The following is a 15,792-nucleotide window of genomic DNA, read 5'->3' as shown; positions in this document are numbered from 1 at the left end:
GGGCTGATCACCACGATGCGGATCCTGGTCGTCAACCCGAACACCACGGCGTCGATGACCGCACTGATCGGCGAGTGCGCCCGGGCCGTCGCCGGCCCGGGCGTCACCGTCGACGCGGTCCAGCCGGGCTCCGGACCCGAGTCGATCGAGAGCCACTACGACGAGGCGATGGCCGTTCCGGGGGTCCTCGACGAGATCGCGGCCGGTGAGCTCGCGGCGTACGACGGCTACGTCATCGCCTGCTTCGGCGACCCCGGCCTGCTCGCGGCCCGAGAGCTCGCCGCCGGCCCGGTGGTCGGGATCGCCGAGGCGGCGATGCGCACCGCGGCCTACCTCGGCCGCGGCTTCAGCGTCGTCACCACGCTCTCCCGCACCATCGGGCACACCTGGGACATCGCGCGGCAGTACGGCGTCGCCGACCTGTGCGCGGGTGTCCACGCCTGCGAGATCCCGGTGGTCGAGCTCGAGACCGACCCCGAGGCCTACGCCACCGTCCTCGGCGCCTGCCGCGGCGCGCTCGAGCGGGACGCCTCCGACAGCATCGTGCTGGGCTGCGCCGGCATGGCCGACCTGTGCGCGCGGCTGTCCCACGAGCTCGGCGTCCCGGTCGTCGACGGCGTCGTCGCGGCCACCCTCGAGGTCGAGAAGCTGGTCCGGCTCGGCCTGCGCACCGGCAAGCGCGGCGAGCTCGCTCCCCCACCGGCCAAGTCCTTCGCGTAGCGCGGCTCCTCCCACGGCGCCGGATTCCGACGTAACGTCGCTGAAACTGTTGTTTCGGCTTCGCTTTACATCGGATCCCTAGTGTCACGGCCCTGAGGAGGGTTGCGTTGCAGCTGGAGGAGTTCAACACCATGGCGGCCGAGGACGCCCGGAGGTTGGTGCGACCGTGCGTCGACATCGACTCCTGGGTCGACGCGGTCGTCGAGGGCCGGCCGTACGCCGACCCGGCGGCTCTCCTGGGTCGCGCGGACGAGCAGGCCCGGACGTGGACGGCGGCGGAGGTCGAGGGGGCCCTCGCCGACCATCCGCGGATCGGGGAGCGGCACGCCGGCAGCGGCACGAGCGCAGCGATGTCGGGGCGCGAGCAGGCCGGCGTCGACCCCCACGACGCCGAGGTGCAGCGCCGGCTGGCTGCCGGCAACGCGGCGTACGAGGAGCGCTTCGACCGGATCTACCTGGTCCGGGCCGCCGGCCGCAGCGCCGAGGAGATCCTCGCGCTGCTGGAGGAGCGCCTCGGCAACGACCCCGAGACCGAGATCGCCGTGACCGCGGGCCAGCTCCGCGAGATCGCGCTGCTCCGCCTGGAAGGACTCCTCGCGTGACCACCCTCTCCACCCACGTCCTCGACGCCGCCACCGGCGACCCCGCCCCGGGCCTGATGGTGGTGCTCCACGACGGCGACGGCGAGGCGATCACCGGGCGCACCGACGAGGACGGCCGGATCCGCTTCGACGTCGAGGTCGGCGCCGGCACCTACCAGCTGGTCTTCGACACGGGCTCGTGGTTCGCCGCCCACGACCGCCCCACCTTCTACCCCGAGGTCGTCGTGACCTTCGAGGTCGAGCCCGGCCGCGAACACCTCCACGTGCCGCTGCTGCTCAGCCCGTTCGCCTACACCACCTACCGGGGGTCCTGATGACGTACACACTCACCGACCTCCAGCACGGCAAGGCGGAGGTGCGGATCGTCAAGGTGGACAGGGGTTCTGACGATCACGTGCTGCACGACCTGAACGTCACGACCCAGCTGCGCGGCGACTTCGAGACCGCCTACACCGAGGGCGACAACGCCCACGTGCACGCGACCGACACCCAGAAGAACACCGTCTACGCGCTCGCCCGCGAGCACGGCGTCACCTCCCCCGAGGACTTCCTGCTCACCCTCGCCGCGCACTGGCGCACCCAGCCGTGGGTGAGCGGCACCTCGCTGAGCGCCGAGCAGTTCTCGTGGCTGCGACTGCCCACCAACGGTCACTCCTTCGTGCGCAGCGGGCAGGAGACCCGCACCGCGCTCGTCGAGACCGACGGCGACGCGACCACCGTCAGCGCCGGGCTCACCGACCTGGTCGTGCTCAAGTCCACGGGCAGCGAGTTCCACGGCTTCCCCCGCGACCGTTACACGACGCTGGCCGAGACCGACGACCGGATCCTGGCGACCAGCGTCACCGCCACGTGGCAGTACGCCGGCACACCCTCCTCGAGCGGCGGGGGGTACGACGCGGCGTACGACGCCGCCCGGGCGGCGATGCTCGATGCCTTCGCCGGGACCCACAGCCTCGCGCTCCAGCAGACCATCCACGCCATGGGCTCGGCCGCGCTCGACGCGGTCCCGGAGATCGCCCGGATCCACATCCAGTGCCCCAACAAGCACCACTTCCTCGTCGACCTCGCGCCCTTCGGGCTCGACAACCCCGGCGAGGTCTTCTTCGCCGCCGACCGGCCCTACGGCCTCATCCAGGCGACGGTCGCGCGGGAGGCCGGCTGATGCGTCTCGACGCCGTCCAGGCCGCCCGGGTCCTCGTCGACGGGACCTTCCGGCCCGCCACGCTCACCCTCCGGCACGGCCTGATCGAGGCCGTCGAGCCGCTGGAGCACGACGTCGACGGCGTGGTGCTGCGCGTGCCGGACACGGCGTACGTCGTGCCCGGGATCGTGGACACCCACGTGCACATCAACGAGCCCGGTCGCACCGAGTGGGAGGGCTTCGTCTCGGCGACCGAGGCGGCCGCGCTGGGCGGCGCGACGACGCTGGTCGACATGCCGCTCAACTCCATCCCGCCGACCACCACGCTCGCCGGCCTCGCCGCCAAGCAGGAGGCCGCCCGGGGCGAGCTCATGGTCGACGTCGGCTTCTGGGGCGGCGCCGTGCCCGGCAACGTCGCCGACCTGCGGCCGCTGTGGGAGGCCGGCGTCTTCGGCTTCAAGTGCTTCCTGTCCCCGAGCGGCGTCGACGAGTTCCCGCCGCTCGACCCCGACGGGTTCCTGACCGCCCTGAAGGAGATCGCGTCCTTCGACGGTCTGATGATCGTGCACGCCGAGGACGCCCGGATCCTCGAGGACTCCCCCGCGCCCCCGAGCCGCGCGTACGCCGACTTCCTCCTCTCGCGCCCCGACGAGGCCGAGACCGCCGCGATCCGCCAGGTGCTGGACGGCGCCCGCGAGACCGGCGCCCGGGTGCACGTGCTCCACCTGTCCAGCGCGCGCGGCCTCGACCTCCTCGCCGAGGCCAAGGAGGAGGGCCTGCGCGTCACGGTCGAGACCTGCCCCCACTACCTGTGCTTCGCGGCGGAGTCGATCCCGGACGCCGCGTCGCAGTTCAAGTGCTGCCCGCCGATCCGCGACGCCGGCAACCGCGAGGAGCTCTGGCAGGCCCTGCGCGCCGGGGTCATCGACATGGTCGTGAGCGACCACTCCCCCGCCACCGCGGAGGAGAAGGGCCGCGGCGACGGCGACCTCCAGCAGGCGTGGGGCGGCGTGTCCGGCCTCCAGGTCGGCTTCAGCGCCGTCGCCTTCGAGGCGCGCCGACGCAACATCGGGCTCGAGCACGTCTCGCGGTGGATGTCGCGCAACACCGCCGACCTGGTCGACCTCACGGCCAAGGGCCGGATCGTCCCCGGCGCCGACGCCGACCTCGCCGTCTACGACACCGGCGTCGACTTCCGGATCGAGGCGACCCGCCTCGCCCACCGCAACCCGATCTCGGCGTACGACGGCCTGCGCTACGGCGGTCGCGTCACCCGATCCGTCGTCCGCGGCAACGCGATCGACGTCGACCACCCCGACCACCGTTGGGGACGACAGCTGAGGAGGCCGGCATGAGCGGCTCCGTCCCGGGTCAGGTCAACCCCCCGTCGCGGCTGCTGATGGGGCCCGGCCCGATCACCGCCGACCCGCGGGTGCTGCGGGCGATGTCGGCGCCGCTGGTCGGCCAGTTCGACCCCTGGATGACCGCCACCATGACCGAGGTGATGGGCCTCTACCGCGAGGTCTTCAAGACCGCCAACGAGCAGACCTTCCTGGTCGACGGCACCTCACGCGCGGGCATCGAGGCCGCGCTGGTGTCGCTGATCGAGCCGGGCGACCGGGTGCTGGTCCCGGTCTTCGGGCGCTTCGGCCACCTGCTGGTCGAGATCGCCGAGCGGTGCGGTGCCGAGGTGCACACCGTCGAGGCACCGTGGGGCGAGGTCGTCGAGCCCGAGGTCGTCGAGCACGCCGTACGCCGGGTGCGGCCGAAGGTCCTCGCCGTCGTCCAGGGCGACACCTCGACGACGATGTGCCAGCCGCTCGCCGACCTCGGTGAGATCTGCCGCGCCCACGACGTCCTCTTCTACTGCGACGCGACCGCCTCGCTCGGCGGCAACGTCTTCGAGACCGACCTGTGGGGCCTCGACGTCGCGACCGCCGGACTGCAGAAGTGCCTGGCCGGCCCGTCCGGCAGCTCCCCGATCACCATCTCCGACAAGGCGGCCGCGGTGATCAACGCGCGCAAGCACGTCGAGGCCGGCATCCGAGCCGACGACGACATCGACCACGGCGCGAGGATCGCCAGCAACTACCTCGACCTCGCGCAGGTCATGGACTACTGGGGCCCGCGCCGCCTCAACCACCACACCGAGGCGACCACCATGCTCTATGGCGCCCGCGAGTGCGCCCGGCTGCTGGTCGAGGAGGGCATGGACGGCGCGGTCGCCCGCCACGAGCTGCACGGACGCGCGATGCTCGAGGGCGTCCGCGGCCTCGGGCTCGGCGTCTTCGGCGACGTCGCTCACAAGATGCACAACGTGGTCGCCGTCGAGATCCCCGAGAGCCTCGGCGCCGAGGGTGGCGACAAGGCCCGGGCCGCGATGCTCGACGACTTCGGCATCGAGATCGGCACGTCGTTCGGCCCGCTCCACGGGAAGGTCTGGCGGATCGGGACGATGGGCTTCAACGCCCGCAAGGACACCGTGCTGGTCACCCTGGCCGCGCTCGAGCAGGTGCTGCGCGGCTGCGGCGTACCCCTCACCGCCGGAGGCGGCGTCGGCGCCGCCCGGGAGGTGTACGCCTCATGACGACCGCCCGTGAGGTCCTCGACCGCTGCGCCGAGCTCGATCGCTTCACCGCCGACCCGCCGCGCCTCGAGCGCTTCTACCTGACCCCCGAGCACGCCTCGGCCAACGCCGTCACCGGTCGCTGGCTCGAGCGGGCCGGGCTCCGCACCTGGCAGGACGCGGCCGGCAACCAGTGCGGCCGGCGCGAGGGGGTCACCGACGGGCTGCCCGCCCTGCTGCTGGGCTCCCACATCGACACCGTCCCCGATGCCGGCTCCTTCGACGGGATGCTCGGCGTGGTGATGGCGATCGCCGTCGCCGAGCGGCTGCGGGACGCCGAGCTGCCCTTCGCGCTCGAGGTGATCGCCTTCAGCGACGAGGAGGGCAGCCGCTTCGGCACGGCCCTGCTCGGCAGCCAGGCCGCCGCCGGGATCTGGGACGAGGCGTGGTGGGACCTCCGCGACCGCGACGGGGTCACGCTGCACCAGGCCTTCGGCCGCTTCGGGCTCGACCCGCGCCGGGTCGGCGAGGCCGCGCGCCGGCCCGAGGAGCTGGTCGGCTACCTCGAGGCGCACATCGAGCAGGGACCGATGCTCGAGGCGCTCGGCAAGTCGCTGGGCTACGTCACCACGATCGCCGGCGCGCGCCGCTTCCGGCTCAGCGTCATCGGCGAGGCCCGGCACGCAGGCGGCACTCCCTACTCACGCCGCCGGGACGCGCTGGTCGGTGCGAGCGAGGCGATCACCGCCATCGAGCGGCTCGCGCGGGCCACCGGCGAGCAGGGCCCGATCGCGACCGTCGGCCGGATCGAGGTGCAGCCGGGCGCGGTCAACGTGATCCCCGGTCGCGCCGACTTCAGCCTCGACCTGCGTGCCGCGACCGACGCCGAGCGCGACGCGATGTGGGAGCTGATGCGCGCGGAGATCGAGACGCTCTGCGCCGCGCGGCAGCTGCGCTTCGAGGTGACCGAGGCGCACAACGCCCCCGCCGTTCCGTGCGCGACCTGGCTGCAGGAGGCGGTGCAGGCGGGCATCCGGGCGACCGGGGACGACGCCCCGACCGGGCTGTGGAGCCGGGCCGGCCACGACGCGATGGCGATCGGGCGCACCACCGACATCGGGATGCTCTTCCTGCGCTGCGACGACGGGATCAGCCACCACCCCGACGAGGGCGTCACCGAGCTCGACGTCGCCCAGGGCCTCGACGCCCTGGAGGCGGCGGTCCTCGAGGTCGCCGCGGCAGTGGGCGCGTCGCGATGAGCCAGCGGATCGACGAGCGGATCACGGAGCGGTACGCCGCGCTCTCGCCCCAGGAGCGCCGGGCCGCCGAGACGCTGCTCGAGCACCTCGACGACCTCGCGACCTACCGCTCCGCCGAGCTCGCCGACCTCGCGGGGGTCTCCAAGGCGACGATGAGCCGGCTCTTCCGCAGCCTTGGCTTCACGGACTTCGACGAGGTCCGCGACCACCTGCGCGGGCTGCGCAGCGCCGGCGAGCCGCGGCGGGTCGACGGCGCGCCGTCGCTGGTCGCCCACGAGAAGCACGAGGCCGAGTCGATCCGCCAGGCCGTCGAGTCGCCCGCGGTCGCCGAGGTCGTCCGGCTGCTCGCCGCGGCTCGGCGGGTGCTGGTCGTCGGCTGGCGCAACAGCCACCCCGTGGCGCTGCACCTGCGCCAGCAGCTCAGCCACGCGCGGGGCGACGTACGCCTCGCGCCGCTGCCGGGCCAGGTGCTCGGCGAGGAGCTCGCCGACCTCGGGACCGGCGACGTGATCGTGGTCGTCGGCTTCCGGCGACGGCCGTCCGGCTTCGCGGCGTTCCTGACCGGTGCGACGGCGACCGGAGCGACGGTCGTGCTGGTCGCCGACCCGACCGCACGGCAGCACGCGACGTACGCCGACCACTGGCTCGAGTGCCCGGTCGCGAGCACCCTCGCCTTCGACAGCTACGCGGCCGCGATGAGCCTGGTGAGCGTGCTCGCCGACGGCGTGCTCTGCGCGCTCGGCCGGCCCGCGCGCGACCGGATCTCCGAGATCACCCGCACCTACGCCCGGCTGGCCGAGGTGGAGTGATGGACCTGTCGTCGGTGACCTCGCTGCGAGCGGCGAGGTCCCGCGCCGACCTGACCCTCGGACCCGGCGAGACCGTGCTGGCCGGCGGCACCTGGCTCTTCTCCGAGCCGCAGCCGACGGTCACCGGCCTCGTCGACCTGACCGCCCTGGGCTGGCCGGCCTGGGAGGAGCTGCCGGACGCCCTGCGGATCGGCGCGACCTGCACCATCGAGCAGGTGCAGCAGGCACCGTGGGGCCCGCTCACCGGACTGGTCCGCGAGGCCGCCGACTCCTTCCTCATGTCGTGGAAGGTGCAGCACGTCGCCACCGTCGGCGGCAACCTCTGCCTGGGCCTGCCGGCCGGCGCGATGATCTCGCTGACCGCCGCCCTGGGCGCGTCGGTGGAGATCTGGACCCCGGCCGGCGAGGTCCGCCACGAGCCGGTCGCGGGCTTCGTGACCGGCGACGGCCGCACCACGCTCCGTCCCGGGGAGGTGCTCCGCGCCGTCGATGTGCCGCGCGCGGCGCTGGCCGCACCCGCGGCGTTCCGGCGTACGTCGCTCGCCCGGCTCGGCCGCGCCGGCGCGGTCGTCATCGGGTCCGGCTCGACGGTCACCGTCACCGCCTCCACCAGCCGTCCGGTCGCGCTGTCCGTCGACGACCTCGAGGCCGGGCTGGCCGCCATCGACTGCTGGTTCGACGACCCCCACGGCGCCCCCGACTGGCGCGCCCACGTCACCGGTCTGCTCGCCCGCGAGGTCGCCGCGGAGCTGGTCGCATGAGGGTCAACGGCGCGGACGTCGAGGCCACCCCCGAGCCGGGGCAGTGCCTGCGGACCTTCCTGCGCGGCACCGGCCACCTCGACGTCAAGAAGGGCTGCGACAGCGGCGACTGCGGCGCCTGCACGGTGCTCGTCGACGGCGCGCCGGTGCACTCCTGCCTCTATCCCGCGGCCCGGGGCACCGGCCGCGAGGTGACGACCGTCGCCGGTCTCGGCACGCCCGACGACCTCCACCCGGTGCAGGAGGCCTTCGTCGACGCGGCCGGCTTCCAGTGCGGGTTCTGCACCGCCGGGTACGTCGTGACCGCGGCCGCCGCGGCCGGCACCGAGATCGCTGCCGATCCCGAGCGCTGCTTCAAGGGCAACCTGTGCCGCTGCACCGGCTACCGCTCGATCAAGGACGCCCTCGCGGGCCACGGCAACACCAAAGCGGAGGGCGGCATCGGCGAGCCGGTCCGCGCACCCGCCGCGCTGCGTGTCGTCACCGGCCGGGAGCCCTACACGCTCGACCAGCCCGACATCGGCGTGCTGCACATGAAGCTCGTGCGCAGTCCCCACGCACACGCGCGGATCACCGCCATCGACGCCTCCCGCGCCCTGGCGCTGCCGGGGGTCCGGGCCGTGCTCACCCACCACGACGTGCCCGACGTCCTCTACTCCACCGCACGCCACGACGACCGCCGCGACGACCCCGACGACACGCGGATGCTCGACGACGTGGTGCGCCACCGCGGCCAGCGCGTCGCCGCGGTCGTCGCCGAGACGCTCGCGATCGCCGAACGGGCCGCGGCCCTGGTCGACGTCACCTACGACGTGCTCCCGGCGGTCTTCGACCCCGAGGCCGCCCGCGCCGCCGGCGCGCCGCTGCTGCACGGCGACAAGTCCCCCGAGGTCTCGCGGATCGGCGAGCCCGGCCGCAACGTCGTCGCCGCGTCCCACCGTGAGGTCGGCGACGTCGCCGCGGGGCTCGCCGCCGCGGCCGCGACGTACGCCGGCACCTGGACGACGGCCCGGGTCACCCACGCCGCCCTGGAGACCCATGGCGCGCGCGGCTGGCTCGACGAGGCCGGTCGGCTGGTGCTGCGGACGAGCACCCAGGTGCCCTTCCTCGTGCGCGACGAGCTCGCCCACGTGCTCGGCCTCGAGCCCGACCGGGTGCGGGTGCTCGCGGCCCGGGTCGGCGGTGGCTTCGGTGGCAAGCAGGAGATGCTGGTCGAGGACGTCGTCGCGCTCGCGGTGCTGCGCCTCGGCGAGCCGGTCCAGCTCGAGCTGACCCGCGAGGAGCAGCTGAGCGCCACGCCCTGCCGCCACCCGATGCGGGTCTCGGTCGAGGTCGGCGCGGATGCCGACGGGGTCCTGACCGCGCTCGCGGTCGACGTGCTCAGCGACACCGGCGCCTACGGCAACCACGCGGTCGGCGTCCTCTTCCATGGCTGCAGCGAGTCGGTCGCGCTCTACCGCTGCGCCAGCAAGCGCGTCGACGCGGAGGTCGTCTACACCAACAACGTGCCCTCCGGCGCGTTCCGCGGCTACGGCCTGGGCCAGGTGATCTTCGCGATCGAGTCCGCCCTCGACGAGCTCGCCCGGCGTCTCGGGATCCCGCCCGTCGAGCTGCGCCGCCGCAACGTCGTCCGCCCCGGCGACGACCTCGTCGTCGACGGCCCGCCCCACACGGATCTCGCGCTGAGCGGCTACGGCCTCGACCAGTGCCTCGACCTGGTCGAGTCGGCGCTCGCGCGCGGCGACCGTACGCCGCCCCCGGGACCCGGATGGTCCGTCGGTGAGGGCGTCGCGGCCTCGATGATCGCGACGATCCCGCCGCGGGGCCACCACGCCGAGGCCAGCGTGACGCTCGAGCCCGACGGGACCGCCACGATCGGGGTCGGCAGCGCGGAGTTCGGCAACGGGTCCGCGACGGTCCACGTGCAGCTGGTCGCGGAGGCGCTCGGGATCGCGCCGAGCGCCGTGCGGCTGCGCAGCTCCGACACCGACGCCACCGGCTACGACACCGGCGCCTACGGCTCGACCGGGTCGGTGGTCGCCGGCGGCGCGGTGGCCGAGGCCGCGGCGGCGGTCGCGGCCGCCCGCGCAGCCGGCGAGCCGCTGCCGATCACCCGCGCCGGCCGGCGCGACGGGTCGCAGCGGTCGCTGGCCTTCAACGTGCACGGCGTCCGGGTGGCCGTCGACCGCGACACGGGCGAGCTGCGGGTGCTCCAGTCCGTCCAGGCCGCCGACGCGGGCCGGGTGCTCAACCCCGAGCAGCTGCGCGGCCAGGTCGAGGGCGGGGTCGCGCAGGGCTACGGCAGCGCGCTCCTCGAGGAGCTCGTCGTCCGCGAGGGCGAGGTGCTCACGCGCACCTTCCGGCACTACCGGGTGCCGCAGATGGCGGACGTCCCGGAGACCGAGGTGCTCTTCGCCGACACCCACTGCGAGCTCGGACCGCACGGCGCGAAGTCGATGAGCGAGGCGCCGTACAACCCGGTCGCCCCGGCGCTCGCCAACGCCGTCCGGGACGCGCTCGGCGTCCGGCCGCACGCCCTCCCCATGACCCGCGACCGCCTGTGGCGTCTCGCAACGACGGTTTCGGCGCCGCCGGCGACCGCCCACGACGCGCACCCCACCGAGGAGACGAGATGACCGACGACGCCCACTGGCTCGCCCGGGCGGTGGACCTCGCCGTCGCCAACGTCCGCGACGGCGGCGGCCCCTTCGGTGCGGTCATCGTCCGCGAGGGCCGGCTGGTCGCGACCGGCCAGAACCGTGTGACCCGCGACCTCGACCCGACCGCCCACGCGGAGGTGCAGGCGATCCGGTCGGCGTGTGCCGAGCTCGGCGACTTCTCGCTCGCGGGCTGCGAGCTCTTCACCTCCTGCGAGCCCTGCCCGCTGTGCGTGTCCGCGTCCCTGTGGGCCCGTCTGGACCGGGTGGTCTATGCCGCCGACCGCGACGACGCGGCCCGGGGAGGCTTCGACGACCGCGAGTTCTACGAGCTCTTCGCCCGCGACCGGGCGACCTGGCCGACCGCCGTCGCGGCCGGGGTGCACCCGCGGGCCTTCGACCCCTTCGAGGCCTGGCTCGGCAAGGACGACCGGACGCCGTACTGAACGGGCCTGCGGACGCCGGCCGAGACCGGATCGTGACCTGAAACGAGCGTTTTAACGGCGCCGTTACGTGGCCCGCGAAATCGCGCAACGTGGCGCTCTTAGTTTTCAGGCCGTCTCGGACCCGCATCCCTGTACCTAGGAGACCTCTATGACCCTGTCGTTCCGACGGACCGCCACGATGCGCGTGGGCGCCATCCTGACGATCGCTGCCCTCGCCCTGACTGCCTGCGGCTCCGACTCGGACGGCTCCGAGGGCTCCGACTCTCCGTCCACGAGCTCCTCCGGCGGCGCGGCCGCCGGCGGCGACTACGGCGACATCAAGGTCCAGCTCTCCTGGATCAAGAACTCCGAGTTCGCCGGTGAGTTCATCGCCGACAGCAAGGGCTACTACGAGGACGCCGGCTTCTCGAGCGTCAACCTGCTCGCCGGCCCCGTCGCCCAGGAGGAGATCGTGGCGACCGGCAAGGCCGAGTTCGGCCTGAGCAACGCGGTCTCGACCGCGGCCGCCGTCGCCAACTCCGGCTTCCCGCTGAAGATCGTCGGCGCGACGTACCAGAAGAACCCGTTCAGCATCCTGTCGCTCGCGGACGGCGGCAACATCGCCACCCCGCAGGACCTCTGCGGCAAGAAGATCGGCGTCCAGGACCCGAACCTCAGCCTCTTCAACGCGTTCCTCAAGGTCAACGACATCGACCCCGACTGCCTGACGATCGTGCCGAACTCCTTCGACATCTCGCCGCTGGAGGACGGGCAGATCGACGGCCTGGTCGCCTACCTGACCAACGAGTCGCTGCTGGTGAAGGGCGACGGCTACGACACCGTCGACCTGCCGTTCGCGGACAACAACCTGCCGTTCGTGGCCGAGACCGTGATCACGACCGACGACATGATCGCCGACCACCCCGACGAGGTGAAGGCCTTCCTCAAGGCCGAGATCCAGGGCTGGACCGACGCCTGCAACGGCGACGCCGGCTACAAGGAGGGCTCGGAGCTCGCCGTGAACACCTACGGCAAGGACATCGACCCGCCGCTCGAGCTCGACAAGGAGATCGAGCAGTCGAAGCAGCAGTGCGAGGCGCTGGTGAAGAGCGATGAGACCGACGCCAACGGCCTCTTCACGATGAGCGACCAGATGATCGCCGACAACATCGCCTCCATCAAGGCGGCCGGCATCGACATCTCCGCCGAGGACCTCTTCGACAGCTCGCTCGTCAACGAGGTGTACGAGGAGAACCCGGACCTCAAGGGCTGAAGGCTCCCGCCGTTATCGTTCCGTGACCTTTCTGAGACTCACTCGTGACTGACGAATCGACGGCGACCGGAGGCAAGCACGTCCTGACGGGCGGGCTTGCCTCCGGTACCGGCATCCACATCCAGGACCTGACCAAGACCTTCGCCACCGGGCGGCGCAAGGTCACCGCGCTCCAGGACGCCACGCTGCACACCGATCGCGGCAGCTTCCTGTCGCTGCTCGGCCCTTCGGGATGCGGCAAGTCCACGATCCTGCGCATCCTCGCCGGGCTCGAGACCGCGACCAGCGGCCGCGCCCTGGTCGACGGCAAGACCCCCGCCGAGCTGCGCCGCGACCACGAGCTCGGCATCGCCTTCCAGGACTCGGCCCTGCTCCCCTGGCGCAGCGTCGAGTCCAACATCCGGCTGCCCTTCCAGGTGTCAGGCGAGAAGGCCGACGACACGCTGGTCAAGGAGCTGATCAAGCTCGTCGGGCTCGAGGGCTTCGAGAAGGCCCGGCCGGCGCAGCTCTCAGGCGGCATGCGGCAGCGGGTGTCGATCGCCCGGGCCCTCGTCGTGAAGCCCAGCGTGCTGCTGCTCGACGAGCCGTTCGGCGCCCTCGACGACATGACCCGCCAGCGCCTCAACCTCGAGCTGCTGCGGATCTGGACGGAGAAGCCGGCGACCACGCTGATGGTGACCCACGGCATCGCCGAGGCGATCTTCCTCTCCGACAAGGTGGCCGTGATGAGCCCTCGACCCGGCCGGGTCAAGGAGGTCATCGAGGTGGACCTGCCGCGGCCGCGGACCCCGGAGATGATGCGTACCCCGGAGTTCCACGCGCTGCACGACCACGCCTCCGAGCTGCTCTTCGGGGCCGGCGGCGCCGCGATGGACGAGTGATGACCGCCCGGCTCCGCCGCCTGGTCCCGGGCACCCTCGGGATCCTCGTGGTGATCGCGCTCTGGTGGGTCATCGCCGAGCTCTTCTTCACGCCCAAGCAGGTCCCACCGCCGCCGGACGTGCTCTCCGTCTTCCGCGACCGCGGCTTCGACTACTACCGCGAGATCTTCTCCGTGACGCTCAAGGAGGCCTCGATCGGCTACCTGTGGGGTGTCGGGATCGCGCTGGTGCTGGCGGTCCTGGTGCTGCTGCTGCCGTTCCTGGAGCCGGTCGTCATGCAGTTCGCGGTGATCACCTACTGCCTGCCGATCGTGGTGCTCGCGCCGATCCTGATCGTCGCCCACGAGATCCCGGTCAAGGGCGGCACCTCGGCCACGGCCATCGACCTGGCGGCGATCTCGGTGATCTTCACGACCGTCGTCGGCGCGGTCCTCGGCTTCCGCAACGTCGACCAGGCGAGCCTGGACGTCGTCGAGGTGTACGGCGGCGGTCGCGTGCAGCAGTTCCTCCGGGTGCGGCTGGTCTCGGCGCTGCCGGCGCTCTTCGCGACGCTGCAGATCGCGGCGCCCGCGGCGTACCTCGGCGCTCTGCTGGGCGAGTGGTTCGACAAGCACCTCGAGATCGGCGTCGGCCCGTCGCTCTACCTGGCGCAGAACAACCGCGAGACCGCGCTGGCCTGGTCGCTCGGGCTCGGCTGCGCGCTCGTGTCCGGTGTCGCCTACTTCGCGATCGGGTGGATCGGCAAGACGATCACGCCGTGGGCGAAGGGCACCGCGTCGTGAGCGGCCTCAAGGCGGTCGCGCGGCCGGTCTTCAACCTGGTCTTCGTGCTCGTCTGCCTGGTGATCGCCTGGCAGGTGCTGCTCAACGTGGGCGGCGTCAACGAGCTCGTCGCCCGCACGCCGGAGCAGGTCGTGGACTGGCTGTTCAGCGACGACTCGGCCGGCGCCAACCGGTCGTCGGTGCTGCACCCGCTGTGGCAGACCCTCATCGACGCCGGCATCGGCTTCGGGGCCGGGCTGCTGGCCGCGACGGCGGTTGCCACCGCGACGTACCTCTGGAAGGGCGTCGAGGCGGCCACGATGCCGGTCGCGATGATCGTGCGGACCGTGCCCCTGGTGGCGCTCGCGCCGATCATCACGCTCGTGGTCGGCAACGGCTTCTGGACCGTCGCGGCGATGAGCGGGATCGTCGTCTTCTTCCCGGCCCTGGTCACGATCTCCTTCGGCCTGCGGTCGGTGACCGAGCAGATGGTCGACGTGGTGCAGGTGTACGGCGGCTCCGAGTCCGACGTGCTGCGGCGGGTGGCCTTCCCGCACGCGCTGCCGAGCTTCTTCGCCGCGATCCGGATCTCGGTGCCGGGCGCGGTGACCGGTGCGCTGATCGCGGAGTTCTACACGACCCCCGACAGCGTCGGGAAGGCCGTCAACCAGGCCCTCGCGCTCTACCAGTACGACCTGGTGTGGGCGCTGCTGGTCGTCACGACCCTGGCCTCGATCCTGCTCTACATGGTCGCGCAGCTGCTGGAGCGGCTGGTGCTCACTCGCTACGGACACGTGACGGGCTGAGCCGCGCCGCGCGGTCGTGGGCGCCACCGACGAAGGTGGCGCCCACGATCACCAGGCCCGCGAGGAGCAGGCCCGCGCCCAGGTGCCACCGCAGCAGCAGGGCGCCGACCGCGGCCCCTGCCAGGATCAGGACGACGGCCGAGGCGCGGCGGACGCTGTGTCCGCCGCTCCCGGCGCCGCTGCCGAAGCGCGAGTCCGCCGCCAGGCCGGTGATCGTCGAGGTGACCACGACCGTGGTCACGTCCTTGACCGCGATGAAGCGCGCGGTCGCCGCCTGGGTCCCCATCGCGGCGCCCAGCAGCGTGGTGACGGTGACGCCGACGCCGCGCGGCGGGTCCTCGCCGACCACGAGGAGCACCACCGCGAGCACCAGGGTCACCGCCCCGACGGCACCGAAGAGCCAGGTGGTCAGCGGCGTCCACGCGCCACCGGCCCGCTTGAGCACCCGGCCGCCCAGCGCGGCGCCGGCCATGAACCCGATCAGCGCGAGCGCCGGGCCGAGGATCGGCAGGTCGTCGGCGCCGACCAGCGCCATACCGAGGATCACCACGTTGCCGGTCATGTTCCCGGTGAAGACCTTGTCCAGCCCGAGGTAGCCGACCGCGTCGACGATCCCGGTGGTGAAGGTCAGGGCGAGCATCAGCCACAGGTGGAGACGCTCGGCGGGCACGGCAGCAAGGCGGTCGGTCACGGGCGTCATTCTGCTGGGGCGTTGTTTCGTGGGAACACCGCGTCCCGGTGGTCGAGCCACGCCGGCGGCGAGCTGAGCTTCGGCCTGCGCGAGGCACGGACGACTCGCCGACAAGCAGCGAAGGCGAGTACGGCGCGCTTCGGGTCGGCGCCGCCTCCCGGGTTTCCGGCGGTCTCGGCACGGTGGTTGAGGTGCGAGGAGCGCCGGCGACGAGCCTCGAAACCACCACCCGAAGCGGGACCGAAAATCGGTCGGAAGGAATCTTTGAGAGTTGTCCACATCCCGGTCAAAACAACGGTTCTGAGCATCTCACTGAAGCTCCTATGGGTGTCAAGCGGCGCGGATCCAGGCGCGGTAGCGGTCGACGAGGGCGGTGTCGATGAACAGTCCTCGCTCCGTGCGGCTGATGGTGATCTGGTGAACGGCCAGGGCTTCGGCTG

The 15,792-nt window shown here is 72.6% G+C and carries 16 protein-coding genes; 15 read left to right on the top strand and 1 reads right to left on the bottom strand.

Features of this window, described 5'->3' with window-relative positions; genetic code table 11:
- The first annotated feature begins 15 nt into the window (after nt 1-15).
- The 15 genes from K8U61_RS17965 (at nt 16) to K8U61_RS17895 (ending at nt 14,661) form a co-directional block, all read left to right on the top strand.
- Complete coding sequence (locus K8U61_RS17965) at nt 16-720, top strand: aspartate/glutamate racemase family protein (protein WP_224124429.1); 705 nt, start codon at nt 16-18, stop codon at nt 718-720.
- 107 nt (nt 721-827) lie between these two features.
- Nucleotides 828-1,322 (top strand): 2-oxo-4-hydroxy-4-carboxy-5-ureidoimidazoline decarboxylase, encoded by a 495-nt coding sequence (gene uraD, locus K8U61_RS17960; RefSeq protein WP_224124428.1) that lies wholly within the window; start codon nt 828-830, stop codon nt 1,320-1,322.
- Nucleotides 1,319-1,636: a hydroxyisourate hydrolase gene (gene uraH / locus K8U61_RS17955; RefSeq protein WP_224124427.1), complete on the top strand. Its 318-nt coding sequence runs from the start codon at nt 1,319-1,321 to the stop codon at nt 1,634-1,636. The genes uraD and uraH overlap by 4 nt, the downstream gene beginning before the upstream one ends.
- A complete protein-coding gene (gene pucL / locus K8U61_RS17950; protein ID WP_224124426.1) occupies nt 1,636-2,484 on the top strand; it encodes a factor-independent urate hydroxylase in 849 nt (282 codons plus the stop codon). The genes uraH and pucL overlap by 1 nt, the downstream gene beginning before the upstream one ends.
- On the top strand, nt 2,484-3,818 hold the full coding sequence (allB, locus tag K8U61_RS17945) for an allantoinase AllB (RefSeq protein WP_224124425.1): 1,335 nt from the start codon (nt 2,484-2,486) through the stop codon (nt 3,816-3,818). Before pucL ends, allB begins: the two co-directional genes overlap by 1 nt.
- Entirely contained in the window at nt 3,815-5,050 is a 1,236-nt protein-coding gene (locus K8U61_RS17940) for a pyridoxal-phosphate-dependent aminotransferase family protein (protein ID WP_224124424.1), read from the top strand. Before allB ends, K8U61_RS17940 begins: the two co-directional genes overlap by 4 nt.
- Nucleotides 5,047-6,288, top strand: a complete 1,242-nt coding sequence (locus K8U61_RS17935) for an allantoate amidohydrolase (RefSeq protein WP_224124423.1) — start codon at nt 5,047-5,049, stop codon at nt 6,286-6,288. Before K8U61_RS17940 ends, K8U61_RS17935 begins: the two co-directional genes overlap by 4 nt.
- Nucleotides 6,285-7,097: a MurR/RpiR family transcriptional regulator gene (locus K8U61_RS17930; protein ID WP_224124422.1), complete on the top strand. Its 813-nt coding sequence runs from the start codon at nt 6,285-6,287 to the stop codon at nt 7,095-7,097. Before K8U61_RS17935 ends, K8U61_RS17930 begins: the two co-directional genes overlap by 4 nt.
- Entirely contained in the window at nt 7,097-7,858 is a 762-nt protein-coding gene (locus K8U61_RS17925) for an FAD binding domain-containing protein (RefSeq protein WP_224124421.1), read from the top strand. The genes K8U61_RS17930 and K8U61_RS17925 overlap by 1 nt, the downstream gene beginning before the upstream one ends.
- Nucleotides 7,855-10,494, top strand: a complete 2,640-nt coding sequence (locus K8U61_RS17920) for a molybdopterin-dependent oxidoreductase (protein ID WP_224124420.1) — start codon at nt 7,855-7,857, stop codon at nt 10,492-10,494. The genes K8U61_RS17925 and K8U61_RS17920 overlap by 4 nt, the downstream gene beginning before the upstream one ends.
- Entirely contained in the window at nt 10,491-10,961 is a 471-nt protein-coding gene (locus tag K8U61_RS17915; protein ID WP_224124419.1) for a nucleoside deaminase, read from the top strand. The genes K8U61_RS17920 and K8U61_RS17915 overlap by 4 nt, the downstream gene beginning before the upstream one ends.
- A 148-nt stretch (nt 10,962-11,109) precedes the next feature.
- Nucleotides 11,110-12,213: an ABC transporter substrate-binding protein gene (locus K8U61_RS17910; protein WP_224124418.1), complete on the top strand. Its 1,104-nt coding sequence runs from the start codon at nt 11,110-11,112 to the stop codon at nt 12,211-12,213.
- 44 nt (nt 12,214-12,257) lie between these two features.
- Nucleotides 12,258-13,094, top strand: coding sequence for an ABC transporter ATP-binding protein (locus tag K8U61_RS17905; protein ID WP_224124417.1), 837 nt, complete (start codon nt 12,258-12,260; stop codon nt 13,092-13,094).
- Nucleotides 13,094-13,876 (top strand): ABC transporter permease, encoded by a 783-nt coding sequence (locus K8U61_RS17900; RefSeq protein ID WP_224124416.1) that lies wholly within the window; start codon nt 13,094-13,096, stop codon nt 13,874-13,876. Before K8U61_RS17905 ends, K8U61_RS17900 begins: the two co-directional genes overlap by 1 nt.
- Entirely contained in the window at nt 13,852-14,661 is an 810-nt protein-coding gene (locus K8U61_RS17895) for an ABC transporter permease (protein ID WP_224124415.1), read from the top strand. The genes K8U61_RS17900 and K8U61_RS17895 overlap by 25 nt, the downstream gene beginning before the upstream one ends.
- On the opposite strand, the gene K8U61_RS17890 is transcribed toward K8U61_RS17895, so the two are convergent.
- Nucleotides 14,633-15,352 (bottom strand): YoaK family protein, encoded by a 720-nt coding sequence (locus tag K8U61_RS17890; protein WP_224124414.1) that lies wholly within the window; start codon nt 15,350-15,352, stop codon nt 14,633-14,635. The two genes, K8U61_RS17895 and K8U61_RS17890, sit on opposite strands and share 29 nt — an antisense overlap.
- Nucleotides 15,353-15,792 lie beyond the last annotated feature (440 nt).

It is taken from the genome of Nocardioides mangrovi, assembly GCF_020073815.1.
Taxonomy (GTDB): Bacteria; Actinomycetota; Actinomycetes; order Propionibacteriales; family Nocardioidaceae; genus Nocardioides; species Nocardioides mangrovi.
Note: the sequence above shows the minus strand (reverse complement) of the source record. Positions and strands in the feature narration are given on the sequence as shown.